Origin of the sequence: Nocardiopsis algeriensis (genome assembly GCF_014203695.1) — a bacterium.
In the GTDB taxonomy this organism is placed as follows: domain Bacteria; phylum Actinomycetota; class Actinomycetes; order Streptosporangiales; family Streptosporangiaceae; genus Nocardiopsis; species Nocardiopsis algeriensis.
In genome coordinates this window covers 58570-79457 of sequence record NZ_JACHJO010000013.1, presented here as the reverse complement: position 1 = coordinate 79457, position 20888 = coordinate 58570, and the positions used below count along the sequence as shown (strand labels likewise).

The 20888-nt window shown below is 72.5% G+C and carries 15 protein-coding genes and 1 pseudogene; 12 read left to right on the top strand and 4 right to left on the bottom strand.

Annotated elements, in window-relative coordinates; all coding sequences use genetic code 11:
* Positions 1-8 precede the first annotated feature (8 nt).
* On the top strand, positions 9-611 hold the full coding sequence (locus tag FHS13_RS19640) for a DUF4870 domain-containing protein (RefSeq protein WP_184293432.1): 603 nt from the start codon (positions 9-11) through the stop codon (positions 609-611).
* 57 nt (positions 612-668) lie between these two features.
* On the opposite strand, the gene hemW is transcribed toward FHS13_RS19640, so the two are convergent.
* The gene (gene hemW / locus FHS13_RS19635) at positions 669-1901 is read right to left on the bottom strand and encodes a radical SAM family heme chaperone HemW (RefSeq protein WP_184293431.1); all 1233 of its coding nucleotides are present in this window, start codon (positions 1899-1901) and stop codon (positions 669-671) included.
* Positions 1902-2127: 226 nt separating this feature from the next.
* Here hemW and FHS13_RS19630 point away from each other — a divergent pair, with 226 nt between their 5' ends.
* The gene (locus tag FHS13_RS19630; RefSeq protein WP_184293430.1) at positions 2128-2667 is read left to right on the top strand and encodes a hypothetical protein; all 540 of its coding nucleotides are present in this window, start codon (positions 2128-2130) and stop codon (positions 2665-2667) included.
* 51 nt (positions 2668-2718) lie between these two features.
* Here FHS13_RS19630 and FHS13_RS19625 read toward each other — a convergent pair whose 3' ends face one another.
* Positions 2719-3789 (bottom strand): LacI family DNA-binding transcriptional regulator, encoded by a 1071-nt coding sequence (locus FHS13_RS19625; RefSeq protein WP_184293429.1) that lies wholly within the window; start codon positions 3787-3789, stop codon positions 2719-2721.
* Positions 3790-3885: 96 nt separating this feature from the next.
* Here FHS13_RS19625 and FHS13_RS19620 point away from each other — a divergent pair, with 96 nt between their 5' ends.
* The 5 genes from FHS13_RS19620 to FHS13_RS19600 all read left to right on the top strand — a co-directional run bounded on the left by FHS13_RS19620 (position 3886) and on the right by FHS13_RS19600 (position 11078).
* Positions 3886-5490, top strand: a complete 1605-nt coding sequence (locus FHS13_RS19620; protein WP_184293428.1) for a glycoside hydrolase family 13 protein — start codon at positions 3886-3888, stop codon at positions 5488-5490.
* 260 nt (positions 5491-5750) lie between these two features.
* Complete coding sequence (locus FHS13_RS19615) at positions 5751-7004, top strand: sugar ABC transporter substrate-binding protein (RefSeq protein WP_184293427.1); 1254 nt, start codon at positions 5751-5753, stop codon at positions 7002-7004.
* 299 nt (positions 7005-7303) lie between these two features.
* A complete protein-coding gene (locus FHS13_RS19610; RefSeq protein WP_184293426.1) occupies positions 7304-8554 on the top strand; it encodes a sugar ABC transporter substrate-binding protein in 1251 nt (416 codons plus the stop codon).
* A 2-nt stretch (positions 8555-8556) separates the two neighbouring features.
* Positions 8557-10173 carry an ABC transporter permease subunit gene (locus tag FHS13_RS19605; protein WP_184293425.1) on the top strand — a complete coding sequence of 539 codons (1617 nt, stop codon included), beginning with the start codon at positions 8557-8559 and terminating at the stop codon, positions 10171-10173.
* Positions 10173-11078 carry a sugar ABC transporter permease gene (locus tag FHS13_RS19600; protein WP_184293424.1) on the top strand — a complete coding sequence of 302 codons (906 nt, stop codon included), beginning with the start codon at positions 10173-10175 and terminating at the stop codon, positions 11076-11078. The genes FHS13_RS19605 and FHS13_RS19600 overlap by 1 nt, the downstream gene beginning before the upstream one ends.
* A gap of 84 nt (positions 11079-11162) precedes the next feature.
* Here FHS13_RS19600 and lepA read toward each other — a convergent pair whose 3' ends face one another.
* Positions 11163-13001, bottom strand: coding sequence for a translation elongation factor 4 (gene lepA, locus FHS13_RS19595; protein ID WP_184293423.1), 1839 nt, complete (start codon positions 12999-13001; stop codon positions 11163-11165).
* A 220-nt stretch (positions 13002-13221) separates the two neighbouring features.
* On the opposite strand from lepA, the gene FHS13_RS19590 reads away from it, so the two are divergent.
* The 5 genes and pseudogenes from FHS13_RS19590 to holA all read left to right on the top strand — a co-directional run bounded on the left by FHS13_RS19590 (position 13222) and on the right by holA (position 19555).
* The gene (locus tag FHS13_RS19590; RefSeq protein WP_184293422.1) at positions 13222-14196 is read left to right on the top strand and encodes a hypothetical protein; all 975 of its coding nucleotides are present in this window, start codon (positions 13222-13224) and stop codon (positions 14194-14196) included.
* Positions 14197-14396: 200 nt separating this feature from the next.
* A complete protein-coding gene (gene rpsT, locus FHS13_RS19585; RefSeq protein ID WP_184293421.1) occupies positions 14397-14666 on the top strand; it encodes a 30S ribosomal protein S20 in 270 nt (89 codons plus the stop codon).
* Positions 14667-14823: 157 nt separating this feature from the next.
* On the top strand, positions 14824-16128 hold the full coding sequence (locus tag FHS13_RS21785; protein ID WP_281388857.1) for a helix-hairpin-helix domain-containing protein: 1305 nt from the start codon (positions 14824-14826) through the stop codon (positions 16126-16128).
* An 18-nt stretch (positions 16129-16146) separates the two neighbouring features.
* Positions 16147-18468: pseudogene (locus FHS13_RS19575) on the top strand (ComEC/Rec2 family competence protein); the annotation flags it as partial.
* Positions 18469-18592: 124 nt separating this feature from the next.
* Entirely contained in the window at positions 18593-19555 is a 963-nt protein-coding gene (gene holA, locus FHS13_RS19570; RefSeq protein ID WP_184293420.1) for a DNA polymerase III subunit delta, read from the top strand.
* An 81-nt stretch (positions 19556-19636) separates the two neighbouring features.
* Here the strand turns inward: holA and FHS13_RS19565 are convergent, their stop codons facing one another.
* Positions 19637-20845 (bottom strand): amidohydrolase family protein, encoded by a 1209-nt coding sequence (locus tag FHS13_RS19565; RefSeq protein WP_184293419.1) that lies wholly within the window; start codon positions 20843-20845, stop codon positions 19637-19639.
* Between the last annotated feature and the right edge of the window lie 43 nt (positions 20846-20888).

The window sequence follows — 20888 nt, the reverse complement described above, 5'->3', positions numbered from 1 at the left end:
GAAAGAGCATGTCCTACCCGAACACACCTCCTCCGGAGGACCCCTACGGCCAGGGCCGGCAGCCCTCGGGAGGGCAGCCCGGCCACCAGGGCCCGTCCGGCGGCCACCCGCCTCCGCCCGGCGGTTACCCGCCCCCGCCCGGCGGCTACCCGTACCAGGGCGGCTACGAGCAGACCGGCGGCTACCAGGCCCCCGGTTCTCCCCAGGGCGGTTACGGCATGCCGCCCCAGGGCGGTTACGGGCCGTCGTCGGCCACGACCGGCCAGCCCAACGCGGAAGAGCGGCAGATGGGTCTGTTCGCCCACCTGGGCGGCGGCCTCCTCGGCCTCCTGTCCGGCGGCGGCCTGAGCTTCCTCGTCCCGCTGATCATCTACCTGGTCAAGAAGGACGAGTCGCCGTTCGTGCGCGACCAGGCGGCCCAGGCGCTGAACTTCCAGCTGCTGGTCCTGATCGGCACCTTCGTCTCCTCGCTGCTGACGGTGGTCCTCATCGGCGCGCTGCTGTGGCCGGTCGTCGTCGTGATCTCCCTCGTCTTCGGCATCCTGGGCGGTATGGCCGCCAACCGGGGAGAGTGGTACCGCTACCCGTTCAACGTCAACTGGGTCACGTAGGCCGCCCGGACGGCGGGAGGGCCCGGCTCCGGCCGGGCCCTCCGCGTGTCTCAGGTCTCAGGTGAGGTCGCGCACCACCGCGTCGGCGAGCAGGCGTCCGCGCCGGGTGAGGACGGCGCGTCCCTCCCCGAACGCCGCCGCGTCGAGCAGGCCCTCGCCGACGGCCCTGCGGGCGGCCTCCCGGCCGGCGGGTTCCAGGAGTTCCAGCGGACACCCCTGCTCCACGCGCAGCTCCAGCAGGATCCGCTCGAAGCGGCGCTCCTCCTCCGTGAGGACCTCGCGGGCGTGACCGGGGCTGTCCCCCGCCGCCAGGCGGGCGGCGTAGGCGGCGGGGTGCTTGACGTTCCACCAGCGGGTGCCGCCCACGTGGCTGTGCGCGCCGGGCCCGACACCCCACCAGTGGCCGCCGGTCCAGTAGAGCATGTTGTGCCTGCTCCGCGCCTCGGGGCCGCGCGCCCAGTTGGACACCTCGTACGCGGTGAACCCGGCCGCCGTGAGGGCGTCGTCGGCCATGAGGTAGCGGTCGGCCATCGTGTCCTCGTCGGGCTCGGCCAGTTCGCCGCGGCGTACTCTCGCCGCCAGGCGGGTGCCCTCCTCCACGATGAGGGAGTAGGCGGAGACGTGGTCGGGCCCGGCCGCGACGGCGGCCGCCAGGGAGGCCCGCCAGTCGTCGTCGCCCTCACCGGGGGTGCCGTAGATCAGGTCGAGATTGACGTGTTCGAACCCGGCCTGCCGCGCCCATGCCACGCACTGTTCGGGGCGGCCCGGCGTGTGCCCGCGCTCCAGGATCCTCAGCACGTGGGAGCGGGCGCTCTGCATGCCGAAGGAGACCCGGGTGAAGCCGGCCTCGCGCAGGCGGGCCAGGTAGTCGGGGGTGACGGTCTCGGGGTTGGCCTCGGTGGTGATCTCGGCCCCTTCCGCCAGGCCGAAGCGCTCGCGGACCGCGGCCAGGATCCTGCCCAGGTCCTCGGCGGCGAGCAGCGTGGGGGTGCCTCCGCCGACGAACACCGTGCTCACGGGCGGCCGGTCCCCCGCGAGCACGCGGTCGGCGAGGGCGATCTCGGCGACGGCCTGGTCGGCGTAGGTCTCGCGGGAGGCGGTGGCCGTCCCGTCCCGGGACACCAGTTCCTCCGCGGTGTAGGTGTTGAAGTCGCAGTATCCGCAGCGGGTGACGCAGAAGGGCACGTGGACGTAGAACCCCAGCGGCTGCCCGGCGAGTTCGGCGAGTGAGGCTGCGGGCAGATCCCCGGTACGCGGTACGGGGTCCCCGTCGAGGACAACGGAAGGCATGCCTCCAGTGTCACCGACCCCGAGGCCTGCCCCGTACCAGGGGAGACAACGGTCACACCGCACCTGCCGGAGGGCGTGTGCGGGGCCGCTGACCTGCGAAACAGGTGGAGGTCCCGAGCCGGAGGGCCTTCCGGCCGCCCACACCGCTACAAGAGGGCCTCGGCCCGGGAGCCGCGGAGGGATTGGCTGAAGGGGAGAGACCTCCACAGAACAGGAGAGGACAACGATGTCCACCGTCACCCCCGGGGTCGCACCTCAGAGGACCGGGCCCGTCGTCGGCTCGGCCGCCGCCCGCAACGTCTTCGCCCTGATCCGCCTGTCCATCGGGTGGGTCTTCCTGTGGGCCTTCCTCGACAAGCTCCTGGGCCTGGGGTTCTCCACCCCGGCCGAAGGGGCCTGGCTGTCGGGCGGAAGCCCCACCGCGGGCTTCCTGGGCAACGCCGTCTCGGGCCCCTTCGCCGGGGCCTTCGGCTCCTTGGCGGGGGTGGCCTGGGCCGACGCCCTGTTCATGGCGGGGCTGCTCGGCATTGGCGCGGCGCTGATGCTGGGCATCGGCGAGCGCGTGGCCGCGGCCAGCGGGGCGCTGCTGCTCGTGCTGATGTGGGCGGCGGTGCTGCCCCCCGCCACCAACCCCTTCATGGACGACCACATCGTGATGGCCCTGACCCTGGTGGGCCTGGCCCTGGTCAACTCGGCCGACACCCTGGGGCTGGGGCGCTGGTGGTCCGGTACGGCGCTGGTGCGGCGCTTTCCCGTGCTGCGCTGACCGTTCGCGCGGATGAGGAGCGCCCGGCCCCGAGGGGCCGGGCGCTCGGCGTCAGGAGGTGGCGGGCGCGGGCCGGTTGCCGGGCGCGGGAGCGGAGGAGACGACGGCGGGGGTGGCGGCGCGGGGGGCGACGGCGGTGGAACCGCGCACGACCAGCTCGGGGTCGAACATGTACTCGGTGTGGGAGACGGGGTGCCCCGCGATCTCGTCGCACAGGGCGCGCGCGGCCGCCAGCGCCATCGCGTTGACCGGTTGGCGGACGGTGGTCAGCGGCGGGTCGGTGAAGGCGACGAGCTGGGAGTCGTCGTACCCCACCACCGAGAAGTCCTCGGGGACCCGCAGCCCTCGCTGGCGGGCCGCCCTGATGGCCCCCAGGGCCATCATGTCGGAGCCGCAGACCATGGCGGTCACCCCGCGCTCGATGAGCCGGACCGCGGCGGCGTGGCCGCCCTCCACGCCGAACAGGGACAGCTGCACGAGGCCGTCGGCGTCCAGCCCGTACTGGGCCATCGCCTGGTGGTAGCCCTCCAGCTTGCGGTGCACGGGGACGTAGCGCTCGGGACCGCTGGTGAACCCGATCCTGGTGTGCCCGAGGGCGACCAGGTGGTTGACGGCCAGCCTCCCCGCCTCGCGGTCGTCGCAGGAGATGAACGCGGCCGGGACGGACTCGGTGAACCCGTTGACGAGCACGATGGGCAGCCGGCGGGAGACCAGGGACCGGTAGCGCTCGTGCGGGGCGGTGCTGTCGGCGTGCCGCCCCGAGACGAAGAGGATGCCCGAGACGTTGCGCTCCAGCAGCAGTTCGACGTACTCGTCCTCGGTTATGCCGCCCGGGGTCTGCGTGCACAGCACCGGGGTGTAGCCGCGCTGGGCCAGGGCTCCCTCGGCGGCCTGGGCGAACATGGGGAAGACCGGGTTGTCCAGCTCGGGGATGACCATGCCGACGAGGCCGGCGGAGCGCTGGCGCAGCCGGGCGGGCCGTTCGTAACCGAGCACGTCGAGCGCGGTCAGGACGGCCTTGCGGGTTTCGCTGCCGACACCGGGTTTGTCGTTGAGCACACGCGAGACCGTCGCCTCGCTGACGCCTGCGTGCCGTGCGATGTCGGCAAGTCGTGGACCCATGCGGGCAACTCTAGTCGAGATCGCCGTCACATGGTTGAAAGTTGACGGTAACCTTGCGCAAGAACTTGCAGACATCCACTGGGAAGGACCCCGCAGATGACGAACGAGTCCCACTGGTGGCGCGATGCGGCCATCTACCAGATCTACGTGCGCAGCTTCGCCGACTCCAACGGGGACGGGGAGGGCGACCTCAACGGCATCCGCGAGCGCCTCCCCCACCTGGCCGAGCTCGGCGCGGACGCGATCTGGCTCACGCCCTTCTACGTCTCACCGCTCGCCGACGGCGGCTACGACGTCGCCGACTACCGCGACGTCGACCCCCGCTTCGGCACCCTGGAGGACTTCGACGCCCTCCTGGAGGCCGCCCACGGACTGGGCCTGCGCGTCATCATCGACGTGGTGCCCAACCACTCGTCGTCCGAGCACACGTGGTTCCGCGAGGCCGTGGCCGCCGAGCCGGGCAGCCCCGCGCGGCAGCGCTACATCTTCCGGGACGGTCGGGGCGCGGACGGCGAACTGCCCCCGAACAACTGGAAGTCGATCTTCGGCGGGCCGGCCTGGACGCGGCTGACGCGCCCCGACGGCACCCCCGAGCAGTGGTACCTGCACCTGTTCGACCCCGGACAGCCCGACTTCGACTGGACCAACCAGGAGGTGCACGACGAGTTCGACGACGTGCTGCGCTTCTGGCTGGACCGGGGCGTGGACGGCTTCCGCATCGACGTCGCCCACGGCATGGTCAAGGACCCGGCGCTTCCCGACATCGCCGAGGACGCCAAGGCCGACATGCTCGACGGCAGCACCACGCTGCCCTACTTCGACCAGGACGGGGTCCACGAGATCTACCGCCGCTGGTCGCGGATCGCCGCCTCCTACCCGGGTGAGCGCGCCCTGGTCGCCGAGGCCTGGGTGGAGAGCGCCGACCGGATCGCCCGCTACCTGCGCCCGGACGAGCTGCACCAGGCGTTCAACTTCGAGTACCTGACCGCGCCCTGGGACGCGGAGCGGCTGCGCGAGGTGATCGACGGCTCCCTGGCCGCCAACAGCGCGGTGGGCGCGACCACCACGTGGGTGCTGTCCAACCACGACGTCGTCCGCCACGTCACCCGCTTCGGCGGCGGTGCGCAGGGCCTGCGCCGGGCGCGCGCGGCGACGCTGCTGATGCTGGCGCTGCCCGGGTCGGTCTACATCTACCAGGGCGAGGAGCTCGGCCTGCCCGAGGTCACCGACCTGCCGGAGGAGTCCCTGCAGGACCCGACCTGGGAGCGTTCGGGCCGCACCGACCGCGGCCGCGACGGCTGCCGGGTGCCGCTGCCGTGGTCGGGTTCGGAGTCCCCGTTCGGGTTCGGCCCCGCGGGGTCGACCCCGTGGCTGCCGATGCCCGAGGAGTGGAAGACCTACACCCGCGAGTCCCAGCGGGGCGTGGAGGGCTCCACCCTGGAGCTGTACACCCGCGCGCTGGGGCTGCGCCGGGAGCTCGACGCCCTCGGCGACGGGTCCATGGCCTGGCTCGACGCGCCCGAGGACGTGCTCCACTTCGAGCGCGAGCCCGGCGTGCGGGTCCTGGTGAACCTCGGCGAGGAGCCCGTGGACGTGCCCGCGACCGGTGAGCTGCTCCTGTCCAGCAGCCCCGTCGAGGCTCCCCGGAACGGCTCCATGTCCCTGCCCGCCGAGACCGCGGTGTGGCTGCGGAGGGCCTGAGGCCTCTCCCCCGCCACCACCTCGACGGACGGGCCGGCGGCCGCAGAACCGCCTCTGCCGGCCGCCGGCGCCCTCCGCCGCCCGCCACCCCCGCCGGGGACCGGCGGGCGGCGGCCCCCTTCCCCGCCGCCCGCCGGCGGCACCCGCTGTGCTTCGCCTCGGACCACCGGAGCCGCCCCCGACGCGGCGCCCCTTCCACGGGCCGCCGCCGCTCTCCGCATCCCCCTGGGTCCCGACGGGCCTTCCACCGGAGGTACGACATGAACCCCTTTTCCCGCTTCCCCCGCCGGCGTCCGCTCGCGCCGATCGCCGGAGCCTGCGCCGCGGTCCTGCTGGCGACCGCCTGCGGCGGCGGCGAGACGGAGACCGACATCGGCAGCCAGAACCTGGTCATCTGGGCCGACGACGAACGCGCCCTCGCCCTGATGACCTTCGCCGAGGCCTACTCGCGCACGTCACGCCTCCAGGTCGACGTGATCTCGGTCGAGAACGCGGAGCTGCGCTCCAGTTTCAAGAGTTCCCTGGAGAACGGCATGGGACCGGACATCCTGGTCGGTCCGCACGACTGGACCGGCGAGCTGGCCGAGGCCGGCGCCATCGCCCCGGTGGCCCTGGACCCGGCCGAGGACGGACCGAAGTTCGTCGAGGGCGCGCTGGACGCGGTCACCCGGGACGGGGAGGTCTACGGCATCCCCTACGCCACCGAGAACCTGGCGCTGCTGCGCAACACCGACCTGGCCCCCGAGGCGCCCGCGACCTTCGAGGAGATGGTCGCGACCGGCAAGGAGGCCGTGTCCGCCGGAAGCGCCGACCGGGTGCTGAGCCTCCAGGTCGGTGAGACGGGCGACGCCTACCATCTGCACCCGCTCTTCACCTCGGCGGGCGGCTACCTGTTCGGCGAGGACGCCGCGGGCGACCCCGACCCGAGCGACCTGGGGGTGGCCGCGCCCGAGTCGGTCGCCGCCTTCGAGCGGCTGGCGGAGCTGGGGGAGTCGGGGGTGCTCAGCAGGAGCGTCGACGCCGAGAGCGCGGGGGTGCTCTTCACCGAGGGCGCGGCACCGTTCTACATCACCGGCCCGTGGAGCCTGGCGACGGTGCGGCAGTCGGGGATCCCCTACGAGGTCAGCCCCGTGCCGGCGTTCGCCGACGGCGACCCGGCCCGGCCCCTGCTCGGTGTCCAGACGTTCTTCGTCTCCTCCGCGGCGAAGGACCCGGAGCTCGCGGCGCGCTTCGCGTCCGATCTCGCCGACAACGCCGAGCTCTCGGTGATCCTCTACGAGGCCGACCCGCGCATCCCCGCGCTGGAGGAGGCCCTTCAGGTCGTGGCCGAGCAGGACCCCGACGTCGCGGCGTTCCAGGAGGCGGGCGAGGGCGGTCTGCCGATGCCGGCGATCCCCGAGATGGAGGCGGTGTGGAGCCCCTTCGGCCAGGCGAGCGCCGACATCATCGACGGGGCGGACCCGGCCGGCGCCCTGGCCGCGGCGGAGGCCCAGATCCGCAACGAGCTGGGGTGAGCACACCGGGAGCGGAGGTCGATCCCCTCCTTTGCGAAAGATCACCCCATGGTGTGACGAATTGAGCTTCGCTCACAGAAATCATCAGCGCACCGTCATGGTTTCACCACGAAGAGCACGCCGTCACACCACCGTTTCCATGGCGTTTCCACATCTTTATCCCAGTAGCCTGCAAAGACTTTCAAAGATTGCAAGTTATTGCTAACGTCACATCACCACGCATGCCGACGCCCCATCCGGGATCTCCGGAGCACTGCATGCGCAACCTGGTCACCAAGGCCTCCCGGAAGGAAGACACCATGAGATTCCGCAGTGCGTCCGCGGTCACCGGAATTACCGCGATCGCCTTGATGGCGACCGCGTGCGGTGGCGGCGCCAGTGACTCCGAGGACAGCGGGACCGCGGCAGAGGGCACCCTCGTCGTCTGGTCCGACCCCGAGCGCGCCGACGCCATCAAGGCCGCCTCCGAGGCCTTCTCCGAGGCCAACGGCGTCGAGGTCGAGGTCCAGGAGCTCGCCTTCGGCGACATCCAGGGCGACCTGCTCAACGCCCACCAGGCGGGCAACGCCCCCGACGTCTTCATCGGCGCCCACGACTGGACGGGCAACCTCGTCCGCAACGGCGCCATCCAGCCCATCGAGCTCCCCCAGGACCGCGCCGACGGCCTGAGCGAGACCTCGATCGAGGCGCTCACCTACGACAGCCAGCTCTTCGGCGTTCCCTACTCCCAGGAGAACCTCTTCCTGATGCGGAACGCCGACCTGGCCCCCGAGGCCCCCGAGACCTTCGAGGAGCTCGTCGAGACCGGCCAGGAGCTCAAGGACGACGGCGAGGTCAGCGAGGTCCTGTCCATGGCCGTGGGCCAGGAGGGCGACCCGTACCGCATGAACACCCTGTTCACCTCCGCGGGCGGCTACCTGTTCGGCCAGGACGACGAGGGCAACTGGAACCCCGAGGACCTGGGCGTGGGCTCCGACGAGTCCATCGAGGCCATGGAGAAGGTCGCGGAGTACGGCGAGGAGGGCGAGGGCGTCCTGCGGCGCTCCATCGACACCCAGAACGACGCCGCCCTGTTCTTCGACGGCGAGGCCCCGTTCTTCGTCGCGGGCCCGTGGAACATCGGTGACGCCAACGAGTCGGGCGTCAACTACGAGATCAGCCCGATCCCCGGCTTCGAGGGCATGGACCCGGCCAGCCCGTACATCGGCTACCAGGCCTTCTTCGTCACCAAGGACAGCGCCAACAGCGCGCTGGCCCAGGAGTTCGTCGCCAACTACGCCACCGACACCGACTTCATCCTCAGCCTCTACGAGGCCGACCCGCGCATGCCGGTCCAGACCGAGGCCCTGGAGTCCGTCTCCGCCGACGACCCGACCATCGCCGCGATCTCCGAGGCGGGCGCCGACGGCATGCCGATGCCCTCCATCCCGGAGATGGGCGAGACCTGGGAGCCCCTCGGCAAGGCCGAGGCCGCGATCATCGGCGGTGCCGACGTCCGCGAGACCATGGAGAGCGCCCACGACACGATCGCCGAGAAGATCGGCGGATAGTCGTGGCGTCCAAGAACCACGACAGCGCGGGCGCCCCCACCACGGGGGCGCCCGCCCGTCCCCCCCTTCCGGGGGGCCGGTTCGCGGGCGGCGGATCCCTCGGCGGCCAGATCCTCAAGATCGCTCTGCTGAGCCTGTTCACCGCGGTGGGCGTCTACGCGGCACTGCCGCTGTACGTGGCGGGCAACTGGCTCGGCATCGCCGTGGTGGCCGCCGTCGTCGCCCTGGTCTACTGGATCTACCTGTCCAAGCGCACCGTCCCCGCCAAGTACCTGCTTCCGGGCGTGCTCTTCCTCATCGCCTTCCAGATCCTCCCCGTGCTCTACACCATGAGCACGTCGGTCACCAACCTCAGCGACGGCCATCGCGGAGGCAAGGAGCAGGCGATCGCGGCCATCGAGGCCTACTCGGTGTCGCGTCCCGAAGGCGGCGCGGAGTACACGCTGACCGTGGCGACCACCGGGTCGCCCGAGACCGGTGACCTGGTCTTCCTCCTCACCGACGGCGAGGGCAACACCTACGCGGGCGACAGCGAGGGCATGACCGAGCTGTCCGGCGCCACCGTGGACCCGGGCAGCGGCAAGGTCACCGAGGCCTTCGGGTACACGCTCCTCACACCTGCCGAGGTCAACGCGCGCAGCGGCGACCTGGAGGACTTCGCGGTACCCACCGGCGACGGCACGGGCATCCGCGCCAGCGGCCTGTCCGCCGCCTTCGAGGGCACCGCCACCCGCGTCTACGACGAGGAGTGCGACTGCATCACCGACTCCGCGACCGGCGAGGTCTACCACGCCGACGAGGAGCGGGGCGCCTTCTACAACGACGAGGGACAGCGCCTGGCGCAGGGCTGGCAGGTGGGCGTCGGTTTCGACAACTTCGCCCGCTTCCTGTTCAACCCGACCTTCGCCGGCTCGTTCTTCTCCATCCTGGTGTGGAACGTCGTCTTCGCCACCGCCGTCACCTTCCTGGTGTTCGCGGTGGGACTGGCGGTCGCACTGACCCTGCACGTGCCCAAGCTGCGCGGGAAGACCGCCTACCGGCTCCTGGTGGTGCTCCCGTACGCGATGAGCTCTCTGGCCATGTACCTGCTGTGGCGGGACATGTTCAACACCGACTTCGGTCTGTTCAACCAGCTGCTGGGCACGGAGGTCGACTGGCTGGGCGACCCGTGGACCGCGCGCGCGGCGGTGATCCTGGCCAACGTGTGGCTGGGGTACCCGTACATGTTCCTGGTGGCCACCGGCGCGCTCCAGGCCATTCCGCGCGAGCTGGGCCAGGCGGCGCAGCTGGACGGCGCCGGCCCCTGGCAGGCGTTCCGGCACGTGACGCTGCCCATGCTGATGGTCGCGATGACGCCGATCCTCATCTCCACGTTCGCGTTCAACTTCAACAACTTCAACGCGGTGTGGCTGATCACCAAGGGCGGCCCGTTCTCTCCCGACGACCCGACCGCGGGGGCCACCGACCTGCTCATCACGTACACGTACCGGATGGCCTTCAGCGAGGCCACCGCGCAGTACGGTTACGCGGCGGCCCTGTCGGTGATGATCTTCCTGGTCGTGTCGGTGATGTCCGTGGTCAGCCTGTGGCGGAGCAAGACCCTCAAGGAGGTGGACTGATGGCGGCGGATGCCCCCGGCGCTACGCGCGGTTCCTACCGGCGCAGTCCCGCCGCCCGGTTCGCCCTGTGGGCGCGCAGGCTCGGCTGGCGGCACGTGGTGATGATCGTGGTCGCGGCGTTCGCGATCTTCCCGGTCCTCTTCGTGGTCTCGGCCGCGCTGAACCCGCTCGGCACGCTGAGCAGCGCGCAGCTCTGGCCGACCGGGGCGAGCCTGGCCAACGCCCAGGACCTGTTCCGGAACACGCCCTTCACCACCTGGTACGCCAACTCGCTGTTCTTCGCCGTGTCCAACGCGGCGGTGACGGTGCTGCTGTCGGCCCTGGCCGCCTACGCGTTCAGCCGGATGCGGTTCCGGGGGCGCCGGGTGGGCCTGGTGGGGCTGCTCGTCATCCAGATGTTCCCGCAGTTCCTGGCGATCGTGGCGATCTACCTGATGTTCAGCAACATCGGCGAGATCTGGCCCGTGGTCGGCTTCGACACCCGCTGGGGCCTGCTGCTGGTCTACCTGGGCGGTGCGCTGAGCATCAACACCTGGCTGATGAAGGGCTTCTTCGACACCGTGCCCAAGGAGTTGGACGAGTCCGCGCAGATGGACGGCGCCACGCACGCCCAGGTGTTCTTCCGCATCATGCTGCCGCTGGTGACGCCGGTGCTGGCGATCGTGGGGCTGCTGGTGTTCATCTCCACCATCAACGAGTTCCTCATGGCGAGCGTGTTCCTGCGCGACACCGACGCCAAGACCCTGGGACTGGGCCTGTACCAGCTGGTGGAGTCCCAGCGCAACGCCAACTTCGGCATGTTCTCCGTGGGCGCCATCATGCTGTCCCTGCCGACCCTGGCGGTGTTCTGGTTCCTGCAGCGCTACATCACCGAGGGCCTGACCTCCGGAGCGGTCAAGGGCTGACCGGGAGCCGGGAAACCCGGACCTCGCAGAAGGGGGCGCCTCCCGTACCGGGAGGCGCCCCCTTCGCCGTCGCACGGCGGTGGACTACTTCTTCTTCTTGTCCTCGCCGCTGGTGTCGGTGGACAGGGCGGAGATGAAGGCCTCCTGGGGCACCTCGACCCGGCCGACCATCTTCATCCGCTTCTTGCCCTCCTTCTGCTTCTCCAGCAGCTTGCGCTTGCGGCTGATGTCGCCGCCGTAGCACTTGGCGAGCACGTCCTTGCGGATGGCGCGGATGTTCTCGCGGGCGATCACCCGCGCGCCGATGGCCGCCTGGACGGGCACCTCGAACTGCTGGCGCGGGATGAGCTCGCGCAGCTTCTTGGTCATCTCCACGCCGTAGGCGTAGGCCTTGTCCTTGTGGACGATCGCGGAGAAGGCGTCCACGGCCTCGCCCTGGAGCAGGATGTCGACCTTGACCAGGTCGGACTCCTGCTCGCCGCTGAGCTCGTAGTCCAGGGAGGCGTAGCCCTTGGTACGCGACTTGAGGTGGTCGAAGAAGTCGAAGACGATCTCGGCCATCGGCAGCGTGTAGCGCATCTCGACGCGGTCCTCGGACAGGTAGTCCATGCCCTGGAGGCTGCCGCGGCGGTCCTGGCACAGCTCCATGATCTGGCCGACGTAGTCGGAGGGGCTGAGCACGGTGGCCTTGACCACGGGCTCGTGGATGGAGGCGATCTTGCCGGTGGGGAACTCGCTGGGGTTGGTCACCGTGTGCTCGGTGCCGTCCTCCATCTCCACCCGGTAGATGACGTTGGGCGCGGTGGAGATGAGGTCGAGGTTGAACTCGCGCTCCAGGCGGGCCCGGGTGATCTCCAGGTGGAGCAGGCCGAGGAAGCCGCAGCGGAAGCCGAAGCCCAGGGCCGCCGAGGTCTCCGGCTCGAACACCAGGGCGGCGTCGTTGAGCTGGAGCTTGTCCAGGGCGTCGCGCAGCACCGGGTAGTCGGTGCCCTCGATCGGGTACAGGCCGGAGAACACCATCGGCTTGGGTTCCTGGTAACCGGCGAGCATCTTCGTGGCGGGGTCGGCCAGGGAGGTGATCGTGTCACCGACCTTGGACTGGCGCACGTCCTTGACGCCGGTGATGATGTAGCCCACCTCGCCCACACCCAGACCGTCGCACTTGACGGGCTCGGGCGAGCTGACACCGATCTCCAGGATCTCGTGGGAGGCCTTGGTGGACATCATCTGGATGCGCTCACGCGGACTGAGCCTGCCGTCCACGATGCGGACATAGGTGACCACGCCGCGGTAGGTGTCGTAGACCGAGTCGAAGATCATCGCGCGGGCGGGCGCGTCGGCCTCGCCGACGGGCGCCGGGATCTGGCGGACGATCTCGTTGAGGAGCTCCTCGACGCCCTCGCCGGTCTTGGCGCTGACCTTGAGCACGTCGGAGGGCTCGCAGCCGATGATGCCCGCGATCTCCTCGGCGTACTTCTCGGGCTGGGCGGCCGGAAGGTCGATCTTGTTGAGCACCGGGATGATGGCGAGGTCGTTCTCCAGCGCCATGTAGAGGTTGGCGAGGGTCTGCGCCTCGATGCCCTGGGCCGCGTCGACCAGCAGGATGGCGCCCTCACAGGCGGCCAGGGAGCGGGAGACCTCGTAGGTGAAGTCGACGTGTCCGGGGGTGTCGATGAGGTCGAGCGTGTAGGTCTTGTCGTCCAGCGCCGTGAAGGGGATGCGGACGGCCTGCGACTTGATGGTGATGCCGCGCTCGCGCTCGATGTCCATCCGGTCCAGGTACTGGGCGCGCATCTGGCGGTCCTCGACGGCGCCGGTGATCTGGAGCATCCGGTCGGCCAGCGTCGACTTGCCATGGTCGATGTGCGCGATGATGCAGAAGTTGCGGATCAGCGCCGGATCGGTCCAGTTCGGCTGTGCCACCGTGCTCCGTTCAACGAGGTCGGGGTTCGTGTGCGCCGTCGGTGGCGCCGTGCCGCGGCCGGGACCTGCGGCATCCTCCATCATCCCATGGCAACCGCCCCGCTCTCTCCTGGGCCGGCGGGCGGTGGGGCAGTATGGGTGCCGCGGATGCGGGCGTACGGTGTCCAGGTTATGCGACGCCGGGCCGAGAGCGGGCCCTCGGCGGGAAGGAGCGGATCTGGTGAAGTGGCTGCTGACACGGCTCCTGGCGGGTGTTGCCGCGATCGCGGTCGTGGTCGCGGGGGCCGGGATCCTGCTCGCCTCCCGCTACTCGGGCGAGCCGGCGCCGTGGGCGGTCTCCCGGGGCACCGATGCGGCGTGGGTGGGCTCGTGGGAGGACACCGGGGCGCTGGCCCGGGTGCTCGGCACCGGCGGGGTGGACACGGTGTACGTGTACGCGGGTGACATCGCCGAGGACGGCACCGTCGCGCGGGTGGAGGGCACCGGTGAGCTGCTGTCCTGGCTGGCCGGGGAGTACCCGGACGTGCGCCCGCTGGCGTGGCTGCGCCACACGGCCCGGGGCTCCTCGCTGGTGCGCGACCGGTTCGGCGAGGAGGCCCGCGGGGCACTGGCCCCAGCCGCCGCCGAGGTGGCCGCGGACGGGTTCGCCGGAGTGCACCTGGAGGTCCGCCCGGTGACCGTCAACGACCCGTCGATGCCCGCGCTCGTGAAGGCGGTGCGCGAGGAGCTGGGCGAGGATCCCGTGCTCTCGGTGCAGGCCCAGCACGTGGAACTGGTGCCGGGCGGCCGGGTGCCGTCGTTCGTCGTGGAGCGCGAGGAGAAGTACTGGTCCCAGGGCTACCTGGAGCGGGTGGCCGAACACGCCGACGAGGTCGTGCTGCCGGGCGTGGACACCGGCATGGCGGGGGACGCCCTGTACGGCGGTTTCATGGTCCGGCAGGTCACCCAGTCGGTGTCGGCCCTGCGCCTGCGCGACGAGGTCGCCGTGCGCTTCGGGGTGCCGACCTACCACGACGCCGCGTGGGGCCCGCTGGACGGGGCCGAGACCCCCGGGACCGCCCTGGCCGCCGTCCGCCTGGGTCTGACGGAGGCGGAGGCACCCGAGGGGATGACCCTGGGCGTGGCCCTCTACCTGGGCGACCAGGCCGACGAGGAGGACCTGGCGGCCTACACCGCCGGCTGGCTCCTCACCTGAGAAGTCGGTGCACGGAGCGGTTGCACGGGTACGGCATACTGGAAGCCCGTGTCTCGGACTTCCACGTTCGAATTCGAGCCCTGTGGACTCACACACCCTGCGCCGGAGATCACGCCGGCCGCTCTCGGAACGGCTGCCCTTGAGCTGAGCCGCCTGTTCGTCCGGCGCGCAGAATCAGAACAACTGGAGCACGTTTTCGCATGGCCAACATCAAGTCGCAGAAGAAGCGGAACCGCCAGAACGAGAAGGCCCGTGTCCGCAACCAGGCGGTGCGCTCCTCGCTGAAGACGGCCGTCCGCAAGTTCCGTGAGGCTGCCGAGGCCGGGGACGTCGAGCAGGCCACCGCCACCCAGCGCGCCGCTGCCCGCGCCCTGGACAAGGCCGTCAGCAAGGGCGTCATCCACAAGAACCAGGCCGCGAACCGCAAGAGCGCGATCGCCAAGCGCCTGCACGAACTGCAGTCCGCCTGACCCCCGCCGCCCGCGACGGGCGGTCGGAGGCCGAGAGGTTCTTCCGGGGCCCGGCCGGCACATGATGCCGACCGGGCCCTCGGTGTGTCCGGGGAAGTTGTCCACAGGTACGGAGGACGCCCTGGCACGGAGCCCGCGGCCTTCCTACCGTGGGTTCATGACCTCTTCCCGCGCCGGCCGGCGGCACCGTCCCTGCGCCGCCCCCGCCGAGCAGCGCCTGCGCGCCCGCATCCCCCGCCCTCCCGCCCCGGCGGGTGCCCCGCGCCCCAGGCCGTCCCCCGACGACGTCCCCACCGTCCGCGTCCCCGCCCCCGGGCACGGCCGCAGCGGCCCTCCCGGCACCCCCTGCCCGGAGGACGACCTCGAGAACGCCCTCACCGTCCGCACGCCCGCCCCCGCAGGCACCGCCGCGCCTCCGCCCTGGGCCGCACACCACCGGGGCAGGCCCCAGGAGGCCCGGCAGGCACCGCCCCGCACGGCCCCCGAGCGGCTTCCCGAGGGCATGTGCGCACCGGGAGGCCCGCAGGAGGGCGTCCCCCGCGACACCTCCGTACAGCCCCGCCCGGCACCTCCTTCCCCGGAGCATCGCGGCCGGGCCGCAGCGGACCCGCCGGCTCCGACCCGCACCGGCCCCGACCGGCTTCCGAGCGCCCCCTACGCGCTGGCGGTCCCGCTCCGGCACGATCCCCGCAACACCTCCGACCCACCCGCTCCGGCGCCTCCTCTCCCGGAGCCGGGCGGGGCGTCCGCGCGGGTGCGGCGCCGGGATGCGGGGCGGAACGGGGAGCCCGCGGTCCGGCCGAGCCGGCCACCGGTCGGCTACACGGAGTTCCTGCCCGATCGGCAGGGCACCCTCCTGGAGCGGCTGTCGCGCCGGTGGGCACCCGAGGCGACCCTGTCCCGCCGTGCCGTGGCCGCCCTTCTCACCCTGGGCGCGCTGGCGGTCGCCGCGGTCCTCTTCCTCGGCGGCCGGCCGACCGCGGTGGAGGCCCCCGAGGCGGTCACCCCGGTCGCGCCCGCCGAGGTGTCCCCGGCGGCCTCGGCCGCCCCCGCGGCGGACCTGGTGGTGCACGTGGGCGGCGATGTCCGGGAACCGGGCCTGTACACGCTGCCGCCGGACTCCCGTGTCTCCGACGCGGTGGAGGCGGCGGGCGGCCCGCTCCCCCACGCCGACCTCGACCTGCTCAATCTCGCCCGCCCCCTTGCCGACGGCGAGCAGATCCTCGTGGGCGTCCCCCAGGCCGCGGCAGCACCCGGGAGCCCCGGGCCGCTGGTGAACCTCAACCTGGCGACCCAGGAGGAACTGGAGTCGCTTCCCCGGATCGGCGAGGTGACCGCCGCCAACATCATCGCCCACCGGGAGGCCAACGGCCCCTTCGCGAGCGTCGACGACCTCGCCTCGGTCGACCGCGTCGGCCCCAAGACCCTGGACGCCCTCCGCCCCCTCGTGACCGTGGGCTGACCTGCCGAGGAGGACCGGGTGGTCGCCTGGCTGGGAACCGACGGACACGGGCTCGGGCGCCCGGCGGACCTGAGGCTGGTGGTGCCCGCGGCGGCGGCCTGGCTCACGGCACTGGCCGTTCCGGGCATTCCGCCGCAGGTGGCGTGGTGGGCGGGCGGAGCCGCAGGGGCCGCGGCCCTGCTGCTGTTCCTCACGGCACGCGTGCCGGCGGAGGCGCTGGTGCTCGGCGTGGTCGCGAGCCTGGGGTGCGCGGCGACGGTGGCGGTGGTGACCGGGATCCACGTGCACCGCGTGTCGTCGAGCGCGGCGAAGGAGGCCGCGGTGCAGCGGGCGCAGACGGAGTTCTCGGCGGTGGTGAGCGCCGATCCGCGCGCCCGGACGGGAAACCCCCGGCCGGGGCGGGCGGAGTGGGTGGTGGAGGCGCGCACCGCACGGGTGGGGGACGGTGCCCCCGGCCCACGGGTTCCGGTCGTGGTGATGGCCTCGGGAGAGGAGTGGGCCCGCCTGCTGCCGGGGCAGCCCTTCCGGGCGCGGGGCCTGTTCGTCGAGGCCGAGGACGACCCGTTCACCGCGGCGCTGGTGCTGGTGCGCGGGCCGCCGGAGGAGATCGGCGCACCGTCGCGGACGCAGGCGATGGCCGGGCGGGTGCGTGCGGGGCTGCACGAGGCCGCCGCGGGGCTGGAGCAGCCCGAGCGCGGCCTGCTTCCCGCACTGATCGTGGGCGACGACTCGGAGATCCCGCCGCGGACGGCGGAGGACTTCCGGGCCACCGGGATGACGCACCTCCTGACGGTCTCCGGGGCCAACCTGGCGGTCCTGACCGGGTTCGCCCTGGCCGCGGCCCGGCTGGTACGGGCACCGCCGTGGTGCACCGTGCTCGGCGGTGCCGCGGTGATCTGGCTGTTCGTCCTGGTGTGCCGCCCCGAACCGAGTGTGGTGCGCGCGGCGTTCATGGGTTCGGTGGGGCTGCTGGCGCTGGCCACCGGACGCGCCCACGCCGGACTCGGCGCGCTGGGCGTCACCGTGGTCGGCGTGCTGTTCGTCGCCCCGTCGCTGGCGTCGTCGTTCGGCTTCGCCCTGTCGGTGCTGGCGACGGCGGGCATCCTGCTGCTGGTGCCGCCGTGGAGCAGGGCGTGGTCGCGGAGGCTGCCCCGGCCGGTGGCCGAGGCGTTCGCGGTCGCGACGGCCGCGCAGGTGGCGGTCGCCCCGGTCCTGGTGCTGCTCTCGGGCGAGCTGTCGTGGGTGGCCGTCCCGGCGAACGTCCTGGCCTCCCCCGTGGTGGCGGCCGTGACCGTCGCGGGGTCCGTGCTCGCCGCCCTGGCCGCGGTGGCCCCGGGGGCGGCGGCCGTCGCGGCGCCCCTGCCGGGGCTCGGAGCGGCGTGGATCGCCGCCGTGGCCGAGGCGGGGGCGCAGGTCCCCCACGGGGCGGTGCCCTGGCGCTCCGACGCCGCAGGCGCGCTGGCGCTGACCGCCGTCCTGTGCGTGCTGCTGCTCACCCGCGGGCGGTGGCGCCGCACGGCCGCCGCCGCCGTGGCGGCGGTCCTGGTCCTCGGCCTCGCCGTCCGCTGCCTGCCGGGCGGCTGGCCTCCGCCGGGGTGGGCCGTGGCCGCCTGCGACGTGGGGCAGGGCAGTGCGTTCGTGCTGTCGGTGGGGCGGAGGTCTGCGGTGGTCGCCGACACAGGGCGGGATCCGGGGGCGGTGGACGCCTGCCTCGAGCGCCTGGGGGTGCACGAGGTACCGCTCCTGCTGCTCAGCCACGACCACGCCGACCACGTGGACGGCGCCCCCGGTGTGCTGAGGAACCGCGATGTGCACACGGCCCTGGCTCCGCCCGGGTTCTCCGACACCCCTGTGGGCGGCCTCCTCACCGAGGCGGGCGTGCGGGTGGAGGACGCCGAGCGCGGCCGGTCGCTGCGCCTCGGCCCCTGGCTGCTCCGGGTGCTCTGGCCCGCCCCGGGGTACCGCGGGTCGGTCAACAACACCTCGGCGGTGGTCCGCGCCGACAGTTCCCACCTGTCGGTACTGCTGACGGGGGACGTCGAGCAGGAGGCCCAGGCCCGGCTGCTGGCAGGGCCCGACCCCGACCTGCTGGCCGTGACCGTGCTGACCACCCCGCACCACGGTGCGGGAACGCAGATCCCCCGGTTCCTGGAGGCCACCGACGCCCACGTCACCCTGACCTCCGTGGGCGCCGGCAACCCCTACGGGCATCCGGCGCCGTTCACCGAGAACGTGCTGCACGGAATCGCGCCGGTCAACCTGCGCACCGATCTGCACGGCGACATCGCCGTCCTCGGCGGAGACGGCACGTCCCCCGCGCGGGCCGTCGTCCGCGGTCCTCGGGAGCGGCACGGGCCGGGGAGGGGCCTGCCTGGGGCCGGTCGCCGCGGACGCGGGCAGTTCCCCTGCCGCCGAACGCCCGGGAGCGCGTACGGGTGTCCGCGGGACGTGGCATGCTCGGGGTATGCCTGCACCCGCCCCGATCACGCTCATCGTCGGCGACGAGGAGCTCCTCGTCGACCGGGCCGTCGCCGCCGTCGTGGCCGCGGCTCGGGAGGCCGATCCCGACGTGGACGTCCACGACCTGCTGCCCTCCCAGGTGGGCCCCTCCACCGTCGTCGAGGTGACCTCGCCCTCTCTGTTCGGCGACCGCCGGGTGGTGGTCCTGCGCTCCGCCCAGGACCTGGTCAAGGACCTGGCCGAGACCGTCACCGCCTACCTCGCGAACCCTGCCGACGACGTCAGCCTGGTCCTCACCCACGCGGGCGGCAACAAGGGCAAGGCCCTGCTGCAGGCCGCGGTCAAGGCCGGGGCCCGGCGGGTGGACTGCAAGGGCCCCTCCAAGGGGGCGGAGCGGCTGGCGTTCGTCAAGGGCGAGTTCTCCGCCGCGGGGCGGCGGATCTCCGCCGACGCCGCGCAGGCGCTCCTGGACGCGGTCGGTACCGACCTGCGCGAGATCGCCGCGGCCTGCACCCAGCTGATCGCCGACACCGAGGGGCAGGTGGACGCCGCCGCCGTGGCCCGCTACCACTCGGGCCGGGCCGAGGCCTCGGGGTTCACCGTCGCCGACCGCGCCGTGGAGGGCCGCCTGCCCGAGGCCCTGGAGCAGCTGCGCTGGTCGCTGTCGGTGGGTACCGCGCCCGTGCTCCTCAACAGCGCCCTGGCCGGTGCGGTGCGCGGTGTGGCGGTGGCCGCCTCGCCTCCGCGCGGTACCGGTGACGCGGAGCTGGCCAAGCGCGCCAAGGTCCCGCCGTGGAAGCTGCGCACCCTCCGGCAGCAGGCACGCGGGTGGAGCCCGGCGGGGATCAGCCGGGCGATGGCGGTGGTCGCCGAGACCGACGCCCTCATCAAGGGCGCCGGACGCGACCCCGAGTACGCGCTGGAGCGCGCCGTCATCGAGATCGCCCGGGCCCGCGGCATGCGCTGACCCCCGCTCCCGAGAGATCCGGGCGGGGCCTCTCCGCCCCCGGCGCCTGCGCTTCCCGGCCCTTCCGCGCGGGGCCCCGTGTCAGCGGATGGTGCGGCCGCCCTGCCACACACGCAGCGCCGGCAGGCCCATCGACCAGGCGAAGGCGCCCTCGTGGTCGGCGTCCCACTGGACGAGGTCGGCCAGGCTGCCCGGGGCGATCATGCCCCGGTCGCCGAGGCCCAGGGCGTGCGCGCTGCCGACCGTGGCGGCGTGCAGCGCCTCCTGGACGGTCATCTCGAACATGGAGATGGCCAGCGACATCACCAGCGGCATCGACATGGCCCCGGTCAGTCCGGGGTTGTGGTCGGTGCCCAGGCCGACGGGCACCCCGTGGTCGAGCAGTGCCCGTACCGGCGGCGTACGGCGCTCGTGCAGCGACGTGGTCGGGCACGCCACGACCGGGGTGCGGGTGGCGGCCAGGGCGAGGACGTCCTGTTCGTCGGTCTCGTGCAGCAGGTCCACCGAGGTGCAGCCGAGTTCCGCCGCCATCCGCACCGCACCGTGCCGGGGCCGCGAGCACGCGTGCATGGTGGTGCGCAGCCCCGCCGCCCGGCCCACACCCAGCAGCATGCGCGCGTCCTCGGTGGTGAACTGCTGGTTGTCGCAGTAGACGTCGACCCCGTCGGCACCCGCCATGGCGGCGTCGCCGAGCCAGGAGGCGACGGCCGACACGTACTCCCGCGGCCGCCCGAAGAACTCCGGCGGTACGCCGTGTGCGGGGAAGAAGGTGACGTGCAGGCGCGGCATTCCCGGTTCCTCCTCCAGGGACCGCAGCAGCCGCACGTCGGCGAGCTCGCCGTCGCGGGTCAGGTGGTAGCCGGTCTTGGCCTCCACCGTGGTGGTGCCGGTCATCACCCAGTGGCGCAGCCGTTCCCGGACCGCGTTGCACAGGGTCCAGGGGTCGGTGCCCCGGGTGATGGTGACGGTGGTGGAGACGCCGCCGCCCGCCGCGAAGATGTCGCCCTTGGAGGCCCCCTTGGCCCACATGTTGACCTCGGCGTAGCGGTCGCCCGCGTACACGGGGTGGCAGTGGGCGTCGACCAGGCCGGGGGTGATGAGGCCGCCGCCGATGTTGACGAGCTCGTCGACGTCGGTGATGTCCTCGTACACGCCGGGAAGCCGCTGCGGCAGTTCCGCGGCGGGCCCCGCCCACGCCACGCGGTCGTTGTCGATGAGCAGCGCGGCCCTGGTCAGCATCTCTCTACCGGTCCACAACCGACCGATGTTGCTGAGGAGTACGACCGTCATGGGATGCCCGCCGGTCAGTACGGCCGAACAGGCCGCGAGGCGG